The sequence below is a fragment of the Microbispora sp. NPDC046973 genome, assembly GCF_040644495.1.
GTDB lineage: Bacteria > Actinomycetota > Actinomycetes > Streptosporangiales > Streptosporangiaceae > Microbispora.
In genome coordinates this window covers 237,124-255,673 of the sequence record NZ_JBEYWQ010000009.1, presented here as the reverse complement: position 1 = coordinate 255,673, position 18,550 = coordinate 237,124, and the positions used below count along the sequence as shown (strand labels likewise).

Sequence of the window (18,550 nt, the reverse complement as noted above, 5' to 3'; positions counted from 1 at the left end):
AGTGGCGGACATGTCACTCACGCAAGGTCGCCAGACGACCCCGGACGAGGGCGAGGCGGCGTTCGATCTCGGGGACGAAGTCGGGATCGAGCAGGTGGCGGTGCGCCCTGACGCGCTCGGACGCCTCGTTCACCGCGTCCTCGACCAGTCGCAGCACGTCGCTTCGGCCGGTCGCGAAGCCCGCGGCGGCGGCCGCGTCGTGAGCGCGTGTGACGGAGTCCGCGAAGGCGAGGGTGTCGTGGTCGAGCAGGTCGCGCAGCCCGGACGCGCCCGCGGTCAGGGCGAGCGGCCACACGAGGGTCGACAGGTCGGCGAGGGAGACGGCGTGCGGCAGCAGCCACGCGCAGCCGCACACCACGAGGAGGAGGAAGCCGACCGCGACGGCGCGCCGGCGCGGGGCGATGTCCCGCAGGTACATCGCCGTCAGCGGGCCGGTCCAGAGCAGGAAGTGCAGGAAGGGCAGCCTGGTGAGCCCTCCGGCGCTGACGTTGCCGAGCAGCGTGGTGGAGATCGCCGCGTCCAGGGCGCCGTAGCCGAGCGCCGCCCCGAGCACGGCGCCGTGCGCGGCGGTCCCGCGCCGGGCGACCAGAATGTGCGCCCAGCAGGCCAGGCACCACGCGAGCAGGGCGAGGGGGACGGTCGCGGCGAGGGGCACGCCGTCCATGTCCGGCCAGGAGTGCGCGAGCGAGCCCGCGCCTCCGATGGCGATGATCGGTGGGCCGAGATCCAGCGGCGGCACGGAGGGCCGCCCGTCGGCGGGCAGGACCACGCGCCGCCCGGCCACCCGCAGGATCTGCTCCCCGCCCAGCGGAGACGCCCGCATCACCGCCACCTCCACCCGGCCGGACGGTCCCAGGGCGTCCAGGGCGGCGCCGAGCGCGGTCACCTGCGGGGGCGTCAGCAGGAGGCCACCGTCCGGCGCGGGCGGGAACTCGACGTCCCGGGAGAGGTCGGGGCTGGACGCGTTGTGGCGCTGTTCCCAGCGAAGCAACGCCGTGCGAAGGTATTCGGCGTGATCCGCCGTCTCCTCGGCGAGGCGCCGCCGCCAGGCGGACAGCGGGGAGCCCACCGGCCGGCCGGGCACGGCGAGCAGCGGCCAGGTGCGAGTCAGCACGTCCACGATCGTGTCGGCTCCCACGGCGACGCTGTTGCGCCCGGCGAGCACGGCCTGGCTGTGGGCGGCCTCACGCTCGGCGGCGGCGGCGCGGAGCCGCCTGTGCACCCGTCGTTGCAGGTAACGGGCGAGCAGCAGCCCCTGAACGAGGCCGAACGCGGGCCAGACGAAAGGCGCGAGCGACTCGGGACGACCCCCCAGACGCAACGTCACGGACGTCACGCCACCCACGACCAGCGGCACGAGCACGCCGGCCGCCCCGCGTTCGATCACCGCCTCGGCGGCGAGCGGCGCGGCGAGGAGAGCGGGGGCGTCCAGGGGACGGCCGAGCGCCAGGGCCCAGGCGGCGACGTCGGCCGAGTCCAGGGCCAGGCGGTAGCGCAGCCGGATCCGGCCGCCCCGGCGGAAGAAGCGGAAGGCCACCAGATCGTAGGCGCAGCACACGGCTCCGGCGGCGCAGGCGACGGCGGGCGGCAGCGTGCCCATGGTGATGCTCATCATCACGCAGGCGACCCGGCAGGCCAGCCGGATGTTGAGGGACACGCGCCGCAGGCCGTACGGGATCGAGCCGGCCGCCACCTCGCCGATCGGGGGCAGCGGTTCAGCCATCGGGCGGGGGCCGCCGGGTCTTCACCCGCGTCGCCCACGTCAGGAACCGGGAGATCTGCGGCAGCGACGGCGTGTCCTGCGGCCGGTCGGGCAGCCGGCCGTCGGATGTCATCGCCTGGAGGCGGGCGTGCCGGTTGAACTCCCGGCGCAGCCGTTCCCAGGCGCGGGACCGGGGGTTGGCCCGCTCGGCCAGCCGGTCGGGCAGGCCCTCGGCCAGCGCGTGCGCGACGGCGGCGTTGACCCGGCTGTGCGGCGAGACCCCGAGGCGGATCTCCTCCTCGGGGTCCTCCGGTTCGGGCACCGGCCGGCCCGCGCGGCGCAGTACGGCGGCCCGCAGGGCGGCGGCGTCGGCCAGCTCGCTGCGGTGGTAGAAGAAGTCGGCCCCGGCCTCGCGGACCCGGCGCCGCACGGCGCCGTCGAAGAAGTGCCCGGTCAAGACGATGACGCGGGTCTCTCGCCGGTCGCGGTGGTGGCGCACGGACTCGACGACGGAGACGCCGGGGAACTGGTCGTCGTTCCTGCGCTCGTCGGCGGCGTCCACCAGGACGACGTCGACGTCACGCCACTGCTCGCCCCACGCCGTCGCGGCGGGATGGTCGAGGGAGGCGACGATCTCGAGGCCCTCGACCGCCGAGAGGATGGCCGTGATCCCGGCGCGGCTGATGTCGTCGTCGTCCACGACGACCAGCCGGACTCCGGCGTGCGGCGCGTGCTCGGTCCCGTTCACGTGGCCCCCGGGGGACGGATGCACGCAAATCATCACCGGCCAAGATCGGGTCGGTCAAGTGCGCCTGTGAAGCTCCCAGATCATGAAAACCGCCGCCAGATCGCCCTGGCCGGCGGCTGGAAGACCGGCGAGGACGGCGGCCTCAGGGCCGTCACGGACGCGCCGGCTCCCGGCTCGCGGAGCGGTAGACGGCCGTGGCGATGTGGGTGAACGAGCGGATCAGCGGGTTGGCGTCGGCGCTGTTCCAGGCGAGGACGAGGCGGCTGGGCGGCATGTCGGCCAGCGGCACCGACGTGAGCCCCTCGGGCAGCGCGTGAGCCGCCGGCGCCAGCCCGACCGTGCCGTTCCACAGGACGGCCTGCAGGCATTCGTGGACGGTGCGCACCACCGGGCCGTCCCTGAGTTCGCCGCCGGGCGTGGTGGCGTTCCAGTAGGCGCGCCAGACGGGATCGGTGCCGTCGGGCAGGCGGAACCAGGGGCGATCGGCGAGATCGCTCAGCCGCAGCATCTCGCGGCGTGCGAGCGGATCGTCGGCCCGCAGGACCACCCCCATGGGGTCGGAGCGCAGCAGGCGGGTGGTGATCCCGGTGTCGTCGAACGGCTCCCTGGTGAGGGCGACGTCGACGAGGCCGGCCCGAAGGCCCGTGGTCGGATCGGTGAAGTCGGCTTCACGGACGCGGACCTGGACCGCGGGATGACGCCGGCGGAAGGCCGCGGCGAGCCGGGCTCCGGCCTGTTCGGCGCTGTCCGCGAGAGTGCCGATGGTCAGGGTGGCGGCGCCGGCCGCGGCGGCGACCCGGGCACGCACCCGTTCGGCCTGCTCCAGCAGTGCGCGTGCCTCGTCGTAGAGCGCGGCGCCGGCGGTGGTCAGCGTGACGCCGGTGGGCGACCGGTGCAGCAGGAGGGCGCCGAGGTCGGTCTCCAGTTGCCGGATGGCGCGGCTCAGCGGCGGCTGGGTCATGTGCAGGCGTGCGGCGGCCCGCCCGAAGTGACGCTCCTCGGCGACCGCCACGAAGTAGCGCAGCGAGCGTAGGTCCATCACCGGCGACGATACCGGCACGGTATCGGGCGTGCGCAACCGGTGTTGGACGCCGCAGAACATCCCGTAATGGACTGGAGCGGCCCGATTGTCAGGCTCTCCGAGGAGTGGACGTCATGTCTGAACACGTGCTGCCCGAGCCCGTCGTGCGGATCGAGGAGGTGCGGGAGCTCGCCCGTGACCTGGTGGTGATCCCCAATCGCCGGGTGCAGCTGGTGCCCAACATCGGTGTCATCGGCGGCACGCATTCCGTGCTGGTCGTCGAGACCGGAATGGGCCCGCGAAACGCCGAGACCGTGCTCAAGTTCGCGGCGGAGTACGCGGCGGGTCGCAGGCTGTACCTGACCACGACGCACTTCCACCCCGAGCACGCGTTCGGGGCGCAGGCGTTCACCGGGGAGGCGACGTTCCTGGTCAACCGGGCGCAGGCCGAGGACCTGGCGGCGAAGGGGGCCGCCTACCTCGACATGTTCAGGGGGCTCGGCGAACCGGTCGCGCGTCAGCTGGAGGGCGTCGAGATCGCCACCCCGGACGTCGTCTACGACGACGCGTACGACCTCGACCTGGGCGGCCGGGTGGTGCGGCTGCGGGCCACGGGCCGGGCGCACAGCAGGGGCGACCAGGTGATCACGGTCCCCGACGCCGGGGTGATGTTCACCGGCGACCTCGTGGAGGCCGGGCAGTTCGCCATCTTCCCGTGGTTCCCGCCGCACGACACCGACGTGTCCGGCACCCGGTGGATCAGCGTGATGCGGCGGCTGGCCGACGCGTCGCCGCGGGTGGTGGTGCCCGGCCACGGCGACGTCGGCGGCCCGCAACTGCTCGCCGACGTCCGCGACTACCTCGAACTGCTGCGCGACGAGACCTGGGCGCGCCGGGACTCGGCCGTGGGCGAGCAGACGATCGTCGAAGAGGTCAGGGCCGTCATGATCGAGCGGCACCCGGAGTGGGCCGGCCGGGAATGGATCGAGAAGGGCGTCGGCTGCCTGTGCGCCGAGCACCCCGCGTGACGCATGCGGGGGAGCGCGTCAAAGGCCGCATTCGTAGGCCAGCACCACCGCCTGGATCCGGTCGCGGGCCCCCAGCTTGGCCATGATCCGGGAGACATGTGTCTTCACGGTGGCCTCTCCGACGAACAGTTCGGCGGCGATCTCGGTGTTCGACAGGCCCCGGGCCACCAGCCTCCAGACCTCGACCTCTCGCGGTGTCAGCCTGTCGGCGCCCGGAGGCAGGGCGGCCTGAGCAGGAGGACGCCGCGTGTACGCCTCGATCAACCGGCGCGTGACCGACGGAGCGAGCAGGGTGTCCCCGCGGACCACCGTGCGCACGCCCGCCACGAGTTGCTCGTCCGGAAGGTCCTTGACGAGGAAGCCGCCGGCTCCCGCGCGCAGTGCCTCGTAGACGTACTCGTCCAGGTCGAACGTGGTCAGCATGATCACGTGGACGTCGGGCATTGAGGCGAGGATCTGGCGGGCGGCGGCGAGCCCGTCGAGCCCCGGCATGCGGATGTCCATCAGCACGACGTCCGGCCGCAGGTCGCGGGTGAGCACGACGGCCTCGTGACCGTCCCGCGCCTGGCCGGCGACGTCGATGTCGGGTTCGGCCGACAGAATGGTGCGCAGCCCGGTCAGCACCAAGGGCTGGTCGTCGGCGAGCAGGACGCGGATCACGTTACTTCCTCCAGGGGGAACACGGCGCGAACGCCGAAGCCGCCGCCGGGCCGGGGGCCGGCCGCGAACGTGCCGCCGCAGGCGGCGCTCCGCTCGGCCATGCCGCTCAGGCCGTGCCCGCCGGAGGTGGACAGCGCCGGCCGGTCGGCGGGCGGGGTGTTGCTCACCTCGATCGCCAGGGTCCGCTTCGTGCGCGTGATCCTCACGCGCACGAACGCGCCGGGGGCGTGCCGGGCCGCGTTGGTCAGCGCTTCCTGGGCGATCCGGTAGGCGGCCGCGTCCACCGCACGCGGAAGCGGCGCCCCCGTGCCTGGGTCCGGATCCACTTCCAGGGCCACCCGCAACCCGCAGCCGCTCGCTCTTTCCGCGAGCGTGGGCAGGCCGCCGAGCCCGATCGTGGCGGGGACGTCGGCGAGTGCAAGCGAGAGCAGGAGCGGGCGCAACTCGCCGAGCGCCTCGGCGAGCGTGCGGCGCAACACGGCCACGTGCTCGCCGGCCAGGTCGGGGCGAGTCTCCCAGACCCGCCGCGCGGCGGCCGCCTGCAGCACGATGACGGTCATCATGTGCCCCGCGGCGTCGTGGAGGTCCCGGGCGACGCGGGCGCGCTGTTCGTCCAGCGCGGCGGCCGCCCTTCTCCGGTTCTCCTCGGCGGCGGCGATGGTGGCCCGCGCCCGCGCGGCCAGCGCCTCGGCGCCGCCGCGCAGCACCCGGCCCGCCGCCCAGCACCCCACGATCACCGCGACGGCCCCGGCCGCCTCCGGCGCCGTGACCACCGCGGCGGGACTGGCCAGGCCGACGGCCGCGCAGCCGAGCAGGCAGAGCGCGAGCCCGGCCAGCGCCCGGCGGATCGGGCAGGCCACACCGAGGATGAACGGCGACACGACGAGGACCCCGCAGGGCACCAGACCGTCGAAGGGATCAGGGCTCGCGGTCGCCGCCGTGTAAGCCGGGGTGACGACCAGGCAGATCACGGCGCAGCTCAAGGGATGCCGCCCGGCCCATGTCAGTGGCGCCGCGACGCCGGCCGGAGCCGCGTCCCGCCATCCCGAGGAGGCCAGAGCCCACCGGCCGGCGGGGCGCAGCCCGCTCCAGTGCGTGTCGGGCAGGTTCGCGGCGGCCAGCGCCTCCCGCACCTGCGTCCGCAGCTCCGCGACCTCGCGGACCGGACGCCTGCCGTCGGAGCTCGGCGCCCGCAGCTCCCCGACCAGGGCACGCATCCGGGTCAGCAGGTCCCGGGCGATCCGTTCCAGAGCGGTCACGTCCGCCAGCCCGGTGACGGCCGCGTGCCGCCTGGTCTCGTCCAGGCCGCCGAGCAGAACCTCCAGGGCGGCGAAGACCCGGCGCCGTTCGCGTGCGAGCTCCTCCGCGATCCGCTCGTGCCGCGCGGCCCGCAGCCGTTCCGTCCCCGCGTCCAGCCGCCGCCCGAGCCGGTCGCGCGCGCCCACGACGCCGCCGACGACCCCCGGAGCCAGCACCAGCGACGCCACCAGGAACAGATCGGCGGAGGCGCGTGAATACCCCTGCGAGGGCCCCAGATACTGGGCGGTCGCCACCCCGGCGGTGGCCAGCGCCAGGCCCGCGACGAGCGGCCAGGTCGACGCGTACGCGCCGAGCGAGTACGTGGCGACCATGATGGCGAGGAACGCCGGAGCCGTGCTGGCCTGCGGGGAGGCGACGACCTCGGTCACGGTGGCCACGATCACGACGGCGACCACCGTGGCCGGACGGCGGCGCCGGTGAGCGAGGACCAGCAGCCCGCCCGCGGCGACCACCGCGCCCACCCGGCCGCCGAGGGTCGCCGGCCCGTCCAGGGCGGCCGCCGCGGCCATGACCAGCGCGAGCGCGGCCGCGAGCAGCAGATCGCCGCTGACGGCCGTACCCCATCGGGATAACGGGAAGTGCCGGTCCATCGCCCGAAGACTAGGCCCCCGTCCGTGCCGTGTCGTCCCACCACGGGCGGACTTCCGGCTCACACGGCGGGCGGACGGGATTTCCCCGCGCGGCCGGACGACCGGCGGCCACCCGGTTTCTAGTGTCGTCGCCGACCGTCGGATCACCGCATCGAGAGAGGACACCGATGACGACATCGGCCCCCCAGGCCCACACCGGACCCGCTCGCCTGCCGTACGGGCTGGCCCAGACCGGCCTCCTGACGGGCGCGGCGTCGGCCGCCGCGCTCGCCCTGCTCGACCTGTTCACCTCCGTGCCGCAGCACGACCGGCTGATCGACCTCGCCGACTACGTCTTCGCCGCGGACGGGTTCCCCCTCGCTCTCGGCATGCTGGTGTCGGCCGCGGCGATCCACGCGCTGCACGGCGGCCGGGACGGCCGGCTCGGCTCGGTGGCGCTCGTCCTCACGACCGTCGGCATGCTCGGCTTCCTGCCTCCGCTCGTGGCGTCGCTCGTCAGCGGCGACACGGAGGCGCTGGGCCCGGTCTACCTCCTGTCCATGCTCGCCTCGCTGATCGGGCTGGCGCTCTTCGCCATCGGGCTGCTTCGCGCCGGGATGCTGCCCTGGTGGGCCGGTCCTTCGCTGGTCGTCGGCTGGGTGGTGGGCGGCCCCGTCGGAGAGGACGGTCCGCTCGGCTTCCGCGGCTCGGCGCTGCTGCTCGCCGCGGCCTGCCTCGCCGTGGCGTTCGCCGTGTCCCGGCGCCGCCCCGCCCTCGCCGGGGACCGCTGAAGCGCCGTTCCGGTCAGCCGTGCACCTGCTCGCCGTCGAGGAACGTCATGGCGACCTCGGTCGTCCAGATGTCCTTCGAGTCGAGCGTGAAGGGGTCGCGGTCGAGCACGACGAGGTCGGCCGGGCGGCCCTCCTCGATCACCCCGGCGGGGGAGCGGTTGATCCAGGCCGAGCCCTCGGTGTAGGCCGTCATGATCGTGCGCAGGTCGAGGCTCTGCTCGGGCAGGAACGGGGTCTGGGCCGTGGGGTACGTCGCGTGGACGGAACCGCCCGGCTCGGTGCGGTTGACCGCCACGTGCATGGCCTCCAGGGGGTTGGCCGAGGAGACCGGCCAGTCCGAGCCCCCGGCGAAGCGGGTGCCGTGCCGTACGAGGTCGGCGAAGGGGTACTGCCAGGAGGCGCGCTCCTCGCCGAGGTAGGGGATGCACAGCTCGTCCATCTGCAGGTGGTGGGTGGCCCACAGCGCCTGCAGGTTGGCCGTCACACCGAGCTCGGCGAAGCGCGGCACGTCCTGCGGCGTGATGATCTGCACGTGCGCGATGTGGTGCCGGTTGGCGGGGTCGGTGCCGGTCAGCGCGTCGAGCGCCTCGCGCACGGCCCGTTCGCCGATGGCGTGGAAGTGCACCTGGAAGCCCAGGGCGTCGAGCTCCTTGACGTAGCCGTCGAGCAGGGCCGGCTCGATGTACGACAGCCCGGTGCCGCCGCAGCGGCAGTAGGGCTCGATGACGGCGGCGGTGAAGTTCTCCGGGATGCCGTCCTGCATGATCTTGACCGAGGTCGCCCGGAACCGGTCCAGGCCCTCGGCCATCGTGCGCCGCTCGACCAGGCTCGCGATCTGCTCCGCGCCCTGCGTGCGGTCCCACCACAGGGCGCCGACCACGCGCGCCTTCAGCCGTCCCGAGGAGGCCGCGGAGAGATAGGCGGGCAACTGGTCGTCCGACCCGGCGTACGACCCGACGATGGCGTCCTGCCAGCCGGTGATGCCCAGCGAGAACAGGTGGGCCTGCGCGTCCATCAGGGCGGCGTCGACGTCGGCCGGGGTCGGGCGCGGGGTGAGCAGTCCGACGAGGTCCATGGCGCCCTCGTGCAGCACGCCGCTCGGCGTGCCGTCAGGGTCGCGCTCGATGCGGCCGTCCGCGGGGTCGGGGGTGTCCTTCGTGATCCCGGCGAGCTCCAGCGCGCGCGTGTTGACCCAGGCGGCGTGGTGATCGCGCTGCACGAAGTACGCCGGCCGGTCGAGGAAGTCGATCAGGGACCGGTGGGGGAGGCCGCCGGGGAAGGCCGACATGTCCCAGCCGCCGCCGTCGATCCACTCCTTGCCCGGATTTCTCGCGGCATAGTCGGCGATCTTGGCCGTGTAGGCGTCGAGCCCGTACACCTCGGCCAGGTCGCACTTGGCCCGCTCGAGACCGGCCTGCACCGGGTGGACGTGGGCGTCGGTGAACCCCGGCGTCAGCAGGCCGCCACCGAGGTCCACCGGTTCGGCGTCCGGCGACAGCCGTACGAGGTCGGACTCGGCGCCGACGGCGGCGATCACGCCGTCGCGGACGAGGACCGCCTCGGCGAAGCCGCCGGGAACGAAGACGCGGCCGCCGCGGAACAGGAGGGAGGAACTCACGTGATGCCTTTCAGTGCCCGGTGATCTTGTCGGCGATCCTGGCCAGTACGGACGTCCTGGTCATGCCCCTGCTCTCGCGGGCGTCGGCCAGGCGGTAGAGACGGTACATCGAGTGGACCCCGAGCCAGCGCAGCGGCTCGGGCTCCCAGGCGCGCACCCGCCGGTCCACCCACGGCATCCGGGTCAGGTCGCTGTCGCGGCGCAGCACCAGGTCGCACAGCGTGCGCCCGGCGAGGTTGGTGGTGGTCACGCCGTGGCCCGTGTAGCCGCCCGCCCAGCCGAGGCCGGTCGCGGGGTCCACGTGGACGGCCGAGCACCAGTCGCGCGGCACGCCGAGAACGCCCGACCAGGCGTGCTCCACGCGCGACCCGGCGACGGCGGGAAAGAAGGAGACCAGCAGGTCCCACAGGGCGTCCACGGTCCAGTCGTGCGTGTGCCCCCGCTCGTCGACCCTCGACCCGTACAGGTAGGGCCTGCCGCGCCCGCCGAAGGCGATGCGGTCGTCGGCCGTCCGCTGGGCGTACATGTAGTAGTGCGCCATGTCGCCGAGCAGCTCGCGGCCCTGCCAGCCGATCTCCGCCCAGACCTGCTCGGGCAGCGGCTCGGTGACGATCATGGAGCTGTTCATGGGCAGCCAGTCGCGGTGGTGACCGGCGATGGTGGCGGTGAACCCCTCGGTGCAGCGCAGCACGTGGTCCGCCCGCACGGTGCCGTACGGCGTGACCGCCCGGCCGGGCGCGATCTCGGTGACGGGGGTCCGCTCGTAGATCTCGACGCCCAGGTCCCGTACGGCCCGCGCCAGGCCGCGGACGAGCTTGGCCGGCTGGATCCTGGCGCAGTGCGGGCTCCAGGTGGCCCCGGTGGCGCCCGCCACACGCAGCCGGTCGTTCATCTCGTCGGTGGTCAGCAGCCGGACGTCGCCGGCGTCCCAGCCCCAGGCGCGCTGGCCCGTCAGCTCCTCGCGCAGCCGCAGGTCCTGCGCCGGGCCGCGGGCGACGGTGAGCAGCCCGCCCTTGACGATGTCCGCGTCGATGCCCTCCTCGCGGGCGACGCGGATGACCTCGTCGATGGCCTCGAACATCGCGCGCTGCAGCCGCCGGGCCCCGTCCCGTCCGTGGGTCTTCGCGTACCGCTCGGGTGAGCCGGCCAGCGCGCCGGTCAGCCAGCCGCCGTTGCGTCCCGACGCGCCGAAACCGGCGAACTCCTTCTCCAGCACGACGACCCGCAGCGACGGGTCGGCCTTCTTCAGGTAGTAGGCGGTCCACAGTCCGGTGTAGCCCGCGCCCACCACGGCCACGTCGGCCTGCAGGTCGCCGCCGAGCGGCTCTCCGGGCGCGGGCACCCCCAGCGACCGGTACCAGAAGGACACCTCGCCGTTGACGAAACCGGGGGACAGGGGAGCGGTCATGGTGCACATCCTGCTATATCCGTGCTCATCTCGCGATTCGCCGACGGATGTCGTGGAGATCCGTGGAGACGCATGCGGATAACCGTAGTCGTAACGTGCTCAATCGAAAGGAAACGATCGGCTCACTGCTGTGTAGCAAACGCGTAACAGCGCTCCGGCACCCTGAAGACCAGCGCGATGGAGGGAGCGGGTAGCGATGGGGTTCTTCCGGATCCGTACGACGGTGGACGAGCGGCCTGGGCGGCTGGCGTCGCTGGCGACCGCCCTGGCCGACAAGGGCGGCAACATCCTCGGCCTGTCGGTGCAGCCCGACACCGACGGCACGGTCGACGAGTTCGTCACGGACATCCCCGCCTCCCCGGAGGCCGTACGCGAGGCGCTGGAGGCCGCGGGCGGGAGGCGGGTGCGGATCGTGCCCGCCACCGCGCACGAACTGACCGACGAGCCGACGCGTACGCTGCTGCTCGCCGCCCGGCTGCGCTCGGCTCCCTGGCGCCTGCCGGAGATCCTGGGCGAGCTGCTGCGCGCCGACGACGCCCGCTGGGTGTACGGCGCGACCGCCGTACGCTCCCGGAACGAGGAGGGCGAGCGGGACGAGGGGGAGGCCGTGGAGCTGCCCGACCCGACCCTGCTCGTGGTGCCCGTGGCGCCGCGCCGGTCGATCCGGCTGCGCCGCTCCGGGCTCCCGTTCACCCTGACCGAGGCGGCCCGCGCCGCCGCGATGGTGAGGCTGGCGCAGCCGCCGGCTGAGCCGTCCGCGGCCGAGGGGCCGGTGCGGCTCGCCGACGGCGCGGAGGTGCAGGTCAAGCCGCTGACCTCGCTCTACCGCGAGGCGCTGCGCGACCTGCACGAGCGCTGCTCACCCGAGACGCGCAGGTTCCGCTACTTCACCGCCAACCCCAACCTGCCGTCGCGCGTCTTCGACCGGCTGTGCGACCGGGCCCGCGGCCAGTCGCTCGTCGCGGGGCACGACGGCCAGGTCGTCGCGCTCGCGTCGCTGATGTTCACCGCCGACCCCGGCATCGCCGAGATCGCCTTCCTCGTGGAGGACCGCTGGCAGGGGCGGGGGCTCGGCGGCCGGCTGGCCGGGATGCTCCTCGCCCAGGCCAGGGACCTCGGCTTCGCCGAGGTGCGCGCGACCCTCCTGTACGACAACACGCGCATGCGCAGGCTGCTGAACTCCCTCGGCGCGACGCTCACCCACACCGAGGATCCCGGTGTGATGGAGGCGCGGATCGCCGTGGGCGTGATGGCGACGGCTTCCCCGAGCTGACGTCCTCACGGGTGATCCTCCTGGTCCGGCGTAGCTCAGGGCGCCGGACCAGGACGGAACGCCGCGGTTCGTCACCGCCGCCCGCCGAACTCCCAGTCGTGGACCTCGATGCCGGCGTACCTGTCCCGGGTCAGGACGGCGCGTGCCGTGTCCGGATCAGGCGCCCGGACCAGCGCCGCCGTGCCCAGCCAGGCGGCGCCGTCGTCGGACAGCAGTGGCCCATAGGCGATCAGCTCGCCCTCGTCGGACGGCGGAACGAGATCGGCGGCCTCCCCGCAGCCCAGGCCCAGCACCAGATATCGGTTGCCGCCACGGTGGAACGCCAGGAGGAACTCGGGTACACGTGGTCTGTGGACTTCGACGAGGCGGCCGACCGGCTCTACGGCATGGTGCCCGAGGAGTTCACCTCGGCCCGCGACGCGCTGGCCAAGGAGGCGAAGGCGGCCGGCGACGCCGCCCTGGCCAAGCGGATCAAGGCGCTGCGCAAGCCCACCGTCGTGGCGTGGGCCGTCAATCAGGCGTCCCGGCGCGAGGGGGAGCTGGATCCGCTGCTCGATCTGGGCCGGCGGCTGCGGGAGGCCTGGCGGGCCCAGGACGCCGACGCGCTGGCCGAGGCCGGACGCGAACGCACCCCGCTCGTCGCCCGTCTCGTCCGGTCCGTACGCGAGGAGGCCGAGGCGGCGGGGCATCCGCTGGCCGCCGCGGCCGATCTGGAGATCGAGCAGACCCTCGACGCGGCCGTGGTGGACGAGGACGCGGCCGAGCAGGTTCGCCGGGGCCGGCTGACCCGCCCCCTCAGCTACAGCGGCTTCACCCCCGCCCCCGTCGTGCGGCCCGCCCCCGGACCGGCGGCGCGCGAGCGGCCCGCGCCGAAGGCCGAGCGCCGGGAAGCCGAGCAGGAGCGCGAGAAAGCGGAGCGGGAGCGCCGGATCAAGGAGCTGGAAGACGCCCTCGCCGAGGCCGAGCGGGCCGCGCAGGAGGCGGAGCGGGGCCGCGCCGACTGGGAGGCCGAGCGGGCCGAGGCCGTACGCGAGCACGAGCGGCGCACGGCCAAGGTCGAGACCCTGACGGCGAAGCTCGCCAAGGCCAAGGACAGGCTGAACGCGGCCGGACACCGGCTGGAGGTCGCCCGCCGTGAGGAGACGAACGCAGAACGCGCCGCCCGATCCGCCCGCGTACGCCTTGAGGAGGCCCGTTCGGCCCTCGACAAGGCCCGCTCCGGCCAGGAATGAAGGCCGCCGGGACGCGGAACGGCCGGGCGGGGGAGTGCCCCGGCCCGGCCGTTCCGCTGTTCCGCTATTTCGCTGTGATCTCCCGTCAGGGGGAGGCGATCCGCCCCAGAGACGGCGGGATCTTGTGCGCGGCGGCGCGGTCGAGCAGGAACAGCGTGCGCTGCCGCCCGCGCGCTCCGGCGGCCGGCACCTGGAACGGTCCGGCGTCGGACAGCGCCATCCTGACCGCCTGCGCCTTCTCCTCGCCCGCCGCGACGACCCAGACCTCCCTGGCGGCCCGCAGCGCGGGGAACGTCAGCGACAGCCGGGTCGGCGGCGGCTTGGGGGAGCCGTGCACGGACACGACCGGCCGCTCCTCTTCGTAGACGGCCGGCTGGCCGGGGAACAGCGAGGCCACGTGGCCGTCGGGGCCCATGCCGAGCAGCAGCACGTCGAACGACGGCACCGGCCCGTGGTCCTCCGGCCTGGCCGCCTTGGCCAGCTCCACCGCGTAGGCGTCGGCGGCCTCCTCGGCGGTCATCCCCGAGTCGGGGCCGGGCATCGGATGCACCCGCGCCGGGTCCACGTCGACGTGGTCGAGCAGGGCCTGGCGTGCCCCGGTCTCGTTGCGCTCGGGATGGCCGGTCGGCAGGAACCGCTCGTCGCCCCACCAGATGTCCAGCGCCCGCCAGTCGATGGCGTCGTGCGCCGCCGTCCCCGCGAGTGCGGCCAGCGTCGCGATGCCCACGGTGCCGCCGGTCAGCACCAGGTGCGCGGAACCGCGGGCCGCCTGCGTGTCCACCAGCCGCGTGATGAGGCGGGCGGCCACGGCCTGGGCCAGCAGTTCTGCGTCCCGGTGGACGATGACGGTCGGAACGCCGGTCACGCCCGCCCCCGCCCCTTCATCTCCGCCAGGCGGCGGATCGAGGCGGCGTAGATGTCGTCGGGGTCGAGCCTGCGCAGCTCCTCGGCCAGCAGCTCCGAGGTCGGCCTGCGGGCCAGGGCGACCCGCCGGTCGGGGTTGCCGGGCCGCGACAGCGTGGCGAGCCTGGCGTCGGTCCTGCTCACCGTCAGCTCGCCGCCGCCCTCGATCGTCAGCCGCACACCCGTCAGGCCGGGGCCGCCGGAGGCGGCGACCTCGATCGGCGCCTCCAGCCGGTCGCACAGCCAGGCGGCCAGCAGCGGCGCGCTGGGGTTGCCCGCAGCGGCCTCCACCACACCCCCGGTGATCTTCCCCATCGGCTGGTCGAAGGCGGCGGCCAGCAGGCTGCGCCACGGCGTGAGCCGGGTCCAGGCCAGGTCGGTGTCGCCGGGGACGTAGCTGCCCGCTCGCGAGGAGATGGCGGCGACCGCGTCTCCGGCCGACCTGGCGTCCATGATCCGGCGGCTGCCCAGATGCCCGACCGGGTGCTTGGCGGGAATCTCCGGGCACTCGCCCGGCCACCACACCACCACCGGCGTGTCGGTGAGCAGCAGCGGCGTGATCACCGAGTCGGCGTGCTCGGTCAGCTCGCCGTACAGGCGGAGCAGGACGACCTCGCCCGGCGCCGACTCGCCCACGCGGATCTCCGCGTCCAGCCGGTTGGGCTCGGCCGGGTCGCGGTTGATCACCAACAGGATGCGCGAGGGGTGCTCGCGCGCCGCCTCGGTGGCCGCGCGCAGGGCGTCGTACTGCCCCGCCTCGTCCACCACCACGACGAGGGTCAGCACCATGCCGACGGCGGGCGCGCCCATCTGGTGTCGCAGGCGGGTGAGCGTCGAGGAGATCTTCGACGCGGTCGTCTCGGTCAGGTTGAAGGTCGTCACACCGCTCTCCGCTCGCTCCACCCCAGATGCGCCGCGCTCACAGCCGCCTCCAGGCGCGTCCGTCCCTGGCCAGCATGGCGTCGGCCGAGGCGGGACCCCAGGAGCCGGACGCGTACCCCTCGGGCTGGCCCTGGGAGGCCCAGAACTCCTCGATCGGGTCGAGGATGTTCCACGACAGCTCCACCTCCCGCTGGTGCGGGAACAGCGGCGGGTCGCCGATGAGCACGTCGAGCAGCAGCCGCTCGTACGCCTCCGGGGAGGACTCCATGAACGACTCGCCGTAGGCGAAGTCCATGTTGACGTCCCTGACCTCCATGGCCGTGCCCGGAACCTTGGAGCCGAAGCGCACCGTGATGCCCTCGTCCGGCTGGACACGGATGACCAGCGCGTTGTGCCCGAGGATCTCGGTGTCGTCCTTGCTGAACGGCAGGTGCGGCGCCCGCTGGAAGACGACGGCCACCTCGGTCATGCGGCGGCTGAGCCGCTTGCCCGTGCGCAGGTAGAACGGCACCCCCGCCCACCGGCGGTTAGCCACCTCCAGCTTCACGGCGGCGTACGTCTCGGTGGCGGAGTCGGGGGAGATGCCCTGCTCCTCCAGGTAGCCGACGACGGGCTCGCCGCCCTGCCAGCCCCGGACGTACTGACCGCGGGCGGTGCCGGTGGCCAGGTCGGCGGGCAGCTTGACGGCCCGCAGCACCTTCTCCTTCTCCCGGCGCAGCGCGTCGGCGTCGAAGGAGGTGGGGTCCTCCATCGCGACCAGCGCGAGGAGCTGGAGCAGGTGGTTCTGGATCACGTCACGCGCCGCGCCGATGCCGTCGTAGTAACCGGCCCGGCCGCCGATGCCGATGTCCTCGGCCATCGTGATCTGGACGTGGTCGACGTACCCGCGGTTCCAGATCGGCTCGTACAGCGTGTTGGCGAAGCGGAGCGCCAGGATGTTCTGGACGGTCTCCTTGCCGAGGTAGTGGTCGATCCTGAAGACCGAGCTCTCCGGGAACACCGCGCTGGTGATCTCGTTGAGCTCCCTGGCGCTCTTCAGGTCGTGCCCGAACGGCTTCTCGATGACGACCCGGCGCCAGGAGCCCTCGGGACCCTTGGCCAGGTTCGTCCGCTTGAGCTGCTCGATCACGACCGGGAAGAACTTCGGCGGCACCGACAGGTAGAACGCGTAGTTGCCGCCGGTGCCCCGGGTCTCGTCGATCTCCTTGAGCATCATGGCGAGCACGTCGAAGGCGCCGTCGTCGTTGAACTCGCCCGGGCAGAAGTGGATGCCCTCGCTGAGCTGCTTCCAGACCTCCTCGCGGAACGGCGTCCGCGCGTGCTCCTTGACCGCCTCGTACGTGACCTGGGCGAAGTCCTCGTGCGCCCAGTCGCGGCGGGCGAAGCCGACCAGGGAGAAGCCCGGGGGCAGCAGCCCCCGGTTCCCCAGGTCGTAGATCGCCGGCAGCAGCTTTCGCTTGGCGAGGTCGCCGGTGACGCCGAACAGCACGAGCACGCACGGCCCGGCGACCCGGGGCAGGCGCCGGTCGCGCGGGTCGCGCAGCGGGTTGGCGGCCACGGTCAGCTCGGTGGTCGCGGTCGTGGCGGCCTGAGCGGCGGCCAGGACCGCCCGCTCCACGACCGTCAGCTCGTCCCCCGCCTGCTGCGTGGCGCCGCCGGGCGCCTCCGGCGCCTGCCTGGCGTCGTCGGCGGGGGCCTGCGGCTCCTGTTGCTCCGTCATGTGTCCTCCCTGCGGACGGGCCCTTCGCCAGTAACGCATCGCATGGTCAGAGCTCCTCCGCCACGGAGAGCAGGTGCCTGACCCCGGCGACGCGGTCGGTGAGGTGCAGGCGCACGGCCGGCCTGCCGCGGGAGGTCAGGGCTCCCAGGTCGCCCAGGGCCTGCGCGAGCTGCAGCCTGCCCAGCGTGTAGGTCTTGCCCGGGACCTCGACGTCGTCGGTCACGGCCCCGGTGATCTGCAGGAACACACCCGACGCCGGCCCGCCCTTGTGGTACTGGCCGGTCGAGTGCAGGAAGCGCGGGCCCCAGCCGAACGTGACCGCGTGGTCGGTGCGGTAGTCGAGCAGCGCCCGCAGCGTGGCGACGTCGGCGCTCGCCCAGGTGTCGGTCATCTCCTCGAAGGACGCGTCGCCGACGACCGCCGCGTCGAACGCGGCCTCGCGGTCGAGGTAGGCCATGACCGCCAGGTAGCCGCGCTCGGGAATCGCGCGCAGCAGCCAGGTGAGGACGTCGGCCAGGTTCTTCAGGTCGCCGGGCAGGTCGCCGTACACCTCGACCGGGCCGTCGGTGAGCACCGGGGTGCCGGTCGGCAGCGGGCCGTCCCCGGCCTCCTGCAGGATCCGGGTGGTGTTCTCCTTCGACTCGGCGACGTTGGGCTGGTCGAACGGGTTGATCCCGAGCACCCGGCCCGCGATCGCCGTGGCGTACTCCCAGACGAGGAACTGCGCGCCGAGCGGGCCGTCGACGGTCGTACCGCTGTCGGGCCCGATGGTGACGAGGAACTGGTCGTCCGCCTCGGCGGCCTCGGCGCCGACGACGGGCAGGATGCCCTTGCCCTCCTTGCCGGTCGACTCGGCGATGAGCTGCTCGATCCAGTCGGGCAGGCCCGTGATGTCGGACGGCGCGTCGCGCAGGATCAGCTTGTCGCGCCCGCGCAGGGCCTGCGCGCCGAGCAGCGCGCCGAGCTCCAGGCCCGGGTTGCCCTCGTCCTGCGCGAGCAGCGGCGCCACAGCGGCGGCGTCGTCGAGCAGCTTGGCCACGTCGGCGCCCGCGAGGGCGCTCGGGACCAGGCCGAACGCGGTGAGCGCGCTGTAGCGGCCGCCCACGTTCGGGTCGGCGAGCACGACCGGGTATCCGGCCTCGATGGCCGTGCGCTCCAGCGGAGAGCCGGGGTCGGTGACGACCACGATCCGCTCGGCCGGGTCGATCCCCGCGTCGCGGAACGCCTGCTCGTAGACGCGCCGGTGGCTGTCGGTCTCAATTGTGCCGCCGCTCTTGCTCGCCACCACGACGATCGTGCGGTCGAGCCGGTCGGCGAGCGCGCGCCGCACCTGGTGCGGGTCGGTCGTGTCGAGGACGGTCAGCGGAACGTCCTCGGTGGCGCAGATCACCTCGGGAGCGAGGGAGGAGCCGCCCATGCCGGCGAGCACCACGTGGTCAAGGCCCTCGGCACGGGCCCGCTCCACCAGCTTGGCGATCTCCGGCAGCAGCTCCCGGCTGCTGTGGGGCAGGCCGAGCCAGCCCAGCCGGATCGCGGCCTCGGACTGCGCCTGCGGGCCCCACAGCGCGGAGTCGCCCGCGGCGAGGGCCGCGGGCACCCCCTCGGCCACGAGCTTGTCCTTGACCGCCTTGACGGCGTCCGCCTCGTCGCCGAGGGTCACCTCGATTGTCATGTG

Annotated in this window: 16 protein-coding genes; 4 read left to right on the top strand and 12 right to left on the bottom strand. The window is 73.8% G+C overall.

The window, feature by feature from the left end; genetic code table 11:
- Positions 1-13 precede the first annotated feature (13 nt).
- The 3 genes from ABZ860_RS19610 to ABZ860_RS19600 all read right to left on the bottom strand — a co-directional run bounded on the left by ABZ860_RS19610 (position 14) and on the right by ABZ860_RS19600 (position 3,489).
- Positions 14-1,723, bottom strand: a complete 1,710-nt coding sequence (locus tag ABZ860_RS19610) for a hypothetical protein (RefSeq protein ID WP_357221982.1) — start codon at positions 1,721-1,723, stop codon at positions 14-16.
- On the bottom strand, positions 1,716-2,450 hold the full coding sequence (locus tag ABZ860_RS19605) for a hypothetical protein (protein WP_357221980.1): 735 nt from the start codon (positions 2,448-2,450) through the stop codon (positions 1,716-1,718). Before ABZ860_RS19605 ends, ABZ860_RS19610 begins: the two co-directional genes overlap by 8 nt.
- Positions 2,451-2,601: 151 nt before the next feature.
- Positions 2,602-3,489, bottom strand: coding sequence for a LysR family transcriptional regulator (locus tag ABZ860_RS19600; RefSeq protein ID WP_357221978.1), 888 nt, complete (start codon positions 3,487-3,489; stop codon positions 2,602-2,604).
- 116 nt (positions 3,490-3,605) lie between these two features.
- On the opposite strand from ABZ860_RS19600, the gene ABZ860_RS19595 reads away from it, so the two are divergent.
- Positions 3,606-4,499 carry an MBL fold metallo-hydrolase gene (locus tag ABZ860_RS19595; protein WP_357221976.1) on the top strand — a complete coding sequence of 298 codons (894 nt, stop codon included), beginning with the start codon at positions 3,606-3,608 and terminating at the stop codon, positions 4,497-4,499.
- An 18-nt stretch (positions 4,500-4,517) separates the two neighbouring features.
- On the opposite strand, the gene ABZ860_RS19590 is transcribed toward ABZ860_RS19595, so the two are convergent.
- Entirely contained in the window at positions 4,518-5,159 is a 642-nt protein-coding gene (locus ABZ860_RS19590) for a response regulator transcription factor (protein WP_357221974.1), read from the bottom strand.
- On the bottom strand, positions 5,156-7,069 hold the full coding sequence (locus ABZ860_RS19585) for a histidine kinase (RefSeq protein WP_357221972.1): 1,914 nt from the start codon (positions 7,067-7,069) through the stop codon (positions 5,156-5,158). Before ABZ860_RS19585 ends, ABZ860_RS19590 begins: the two co-directional genes overlap by 4 nt.
- Positions 7,070-7,236: 167 nt before the next feature.
- Here ABZ860_RS19585 and ABZ860_RS19580 point away from each other — a divergent pair, with 167 nt between their 5' ends.
- Positions 7,237-7,839: a hypothetical protein gene (locus tag ABZ860_RS19580; protein ID WP_357221970.1), complete on the top strand. Its 603-nt coding sequence runs from the start codon at positions 7,237-7,239 to the stop codon at positions 7,837-7,839.
- 13 nt (positions 7,840-7,852) lie between these two features.
- On the opposite strand, the gene ABZ860_RS19575 is transcribed toward ABZ860_RS19580, so the two are convergent.
- Together ABZ860_RS19575 and ABZ860_RS19570 are read right to left on the bottom strand one after the other, a co-directional pair.
- The gene (locus ABZ860_RS19575) at positions 7,853-9,457 is read right to left on the bottom strand and encodes an amidohydrolase (protein ID WP_357221969.1); all 1,605 of its coding nucleotides are present in this window, start codon (positions 9,455-9,457) and stop codon (positions 7,853-7,855) included.
- 10 nt (positions 9,458-9,467) lie between these two features.
- Positions 9,468-10,865, bottom strand: a complete 1,398-nt coding sequence (locus ABZ860_RS19570) for an FAD-binding oxidoreductase (protein WP_357221967.1) — start codon at positions 10,863-10,865, stop codon at positions 9,468-9,470.
- A gap of 196 nt (positions 10,866-11,061) precedes the next feature.
- Here ABZ860_RS19570 and ABZ860_RS19565 point away from each other — a divergent pair, with 196 nt between their 5' ends.
- On the top strand, positions 11,062-12,138 hold the full coding sequence (locus ABZ860_RS19565) for a GNAT family N-acetyltransferase (RefSeq protein ID WP_357221965.1): 1,077 nt from the start codon (positions 11,062-11,064) through the stop codon (positions 12,136-12,138).
- 71 nt (positions 12,139-12,209) lie between these two features.
- Here the strand turns inward: ABZ860_RS19565 and ABZ860_RS19560 are convergent, their stop codons facing one another.
- Positions 12,210-12,431, bottom strand: coding sequence for a hypothetical protein (locus ABZ860_RS19560; RefSeq protein WP_357221963.1), 222 nt, complete (start codon positions 12,429-12,431; stop codon positions 12,210-12,212).
- Positions 12,432-12,488: 57 nt separating this feature from the next.
- On the opposite strand from ABZ860_RS19560, the gene ABZ860_RS19555 reads away from it, so the two are divergent.
- On the top strand, positions 12,489-13,370 hold the full coding sequence (locus ABZ860_RS19555) for a hypothetical protein (RefSeq protein WP_357221961.1): 882 nt from the start codon (positions 12,489-12,491) through the stop codon (positions 13,368-13,370).
- A gap of 85 nt (positions 13,371-13,455) precedes the next feature.
- On the opposite strand, the gene pgl is transcribed toward ABZ860_RS19555, so the two are convergent.
- Genes pgl through ABZ860_RS19535 form a run of 4 tightly spaced genes read right to left on the bottom strand, consistent with a single transcriptional unit; the run spans position 13,456 to position 18,547 of the window.
- Positions 13,456-14,235, bottom strand: coding sequence for a 6-phosphogluconolactonase (pgl, locus tag ABZ860_RS19550; protein ID WP_357221959.1), 780 nt, complete (start codon positions 14,233-14,235; stop codon positions 13,456-13,458).
- Positions 14,232-15,155, bottom strand: coding sequence for a glucose-6-phosphate dehydrogenase assembly protein OpcA (locus ABZ860_RS19545; RefSeq protein ID WP_357221957.1), 924 nt, complete (start codon positions 15,153-15,155; stop codon positions 14,232-14,234). The genes pgl and ABZ860_RS19545 overlap by 4 nt, the downstream gene beginning before the upstream one ends.
- 37 nt (positions 15,156-15,192) lie before the next feature.
- Positions 15,193-16,875 (bottom strand): glucose-6-phosphate dehydrogenase, encoded by a 1,683-nt coding sequence (zwf, locus tag ABZ860_RS19540; RefSeq protein WP_357221955.1) that lies wholly within the window; start codon positions 16,873-16,875, stop codon positions 15,193-15,195.
- Between the two features lie 46 nt (positions 16,876-16,921).
- A complete protein-coding gene (locus ABZ860_RS19535) occupies positions 16,922-18,547 on the bottom strand; it encodes a glucose-6-phosphate isomerase (protein ID WP_357221953.1) in 1,626 nt (541 codons plus the stop codon).
- Between the last annotated feature and the right edge of the window lie 3 nt (positions 18,548-18,550).

Coding starts and splice junctions, on each gene's coding strand:
- ABZ860_RS19580 (WP_357221970.1), top strand. CDS start 7,237: ATGACGACATCGGCCCCCCAGGCCCACACCGGACCCGCTCGCCTGCCG.
- ABZ860_RS19565 (WP_357221965.1), top strand. CDS start 11,062: ATGGGGTTCTTCCGGATCCGTACGACGGTGGACGAGCGGCCTGGGCGG.
- zwf (WP_357221955.1), bottom strand. CDS start 16,875: ATGACGGAGCAACAGGAGCCGCAGGCCCCCGCCGACGACGCCAGGCAG.
- ABZ860_RS19600 (WP_357221978.1), bottom strand. CDS start 3,489: ATGGACCTACGCTCGCTGCGCTACTTCGTGGCGGTCGCCGAGGAGCGT.
- ABZ860_RS19595 (WP_357221976.1), top strand. CDS start 3,606: ATGTCTGAACACGTGCTGCCCGAGCCCGTCGTGCGGATCGAGGAGGTG.
- ABZ860_RS19585 (WP_357221972.1), bottom strand. CDS start 7,069: ATGGACCGGCACTTCCCGTTATCCCGATGGGGTACGGCCGTCAGCGGC.
- ABZ860_RS19570 (WP_357221967.1), bottom strand. CDS start 10,865: ATGACCGCTCCCCTGTCCCCCGGTTTCGTCAACGGCGAGGTGTCCTTC.
- ABZ860_RS19610 (WP_357221982.1), bottom strand. CDS start 1,723: ATGGCTGAACCGCTGCCCCCGATCGGCGAGGTGGCGGCCGGCTCGATC.
- ABZ860_RS19535 (WP_357221953.1), bottom strand. CDS start 18,547: ATGACAATCGAGGTGACCCTCGGCGACGAGGCGGACGCCGTCAAGGCG.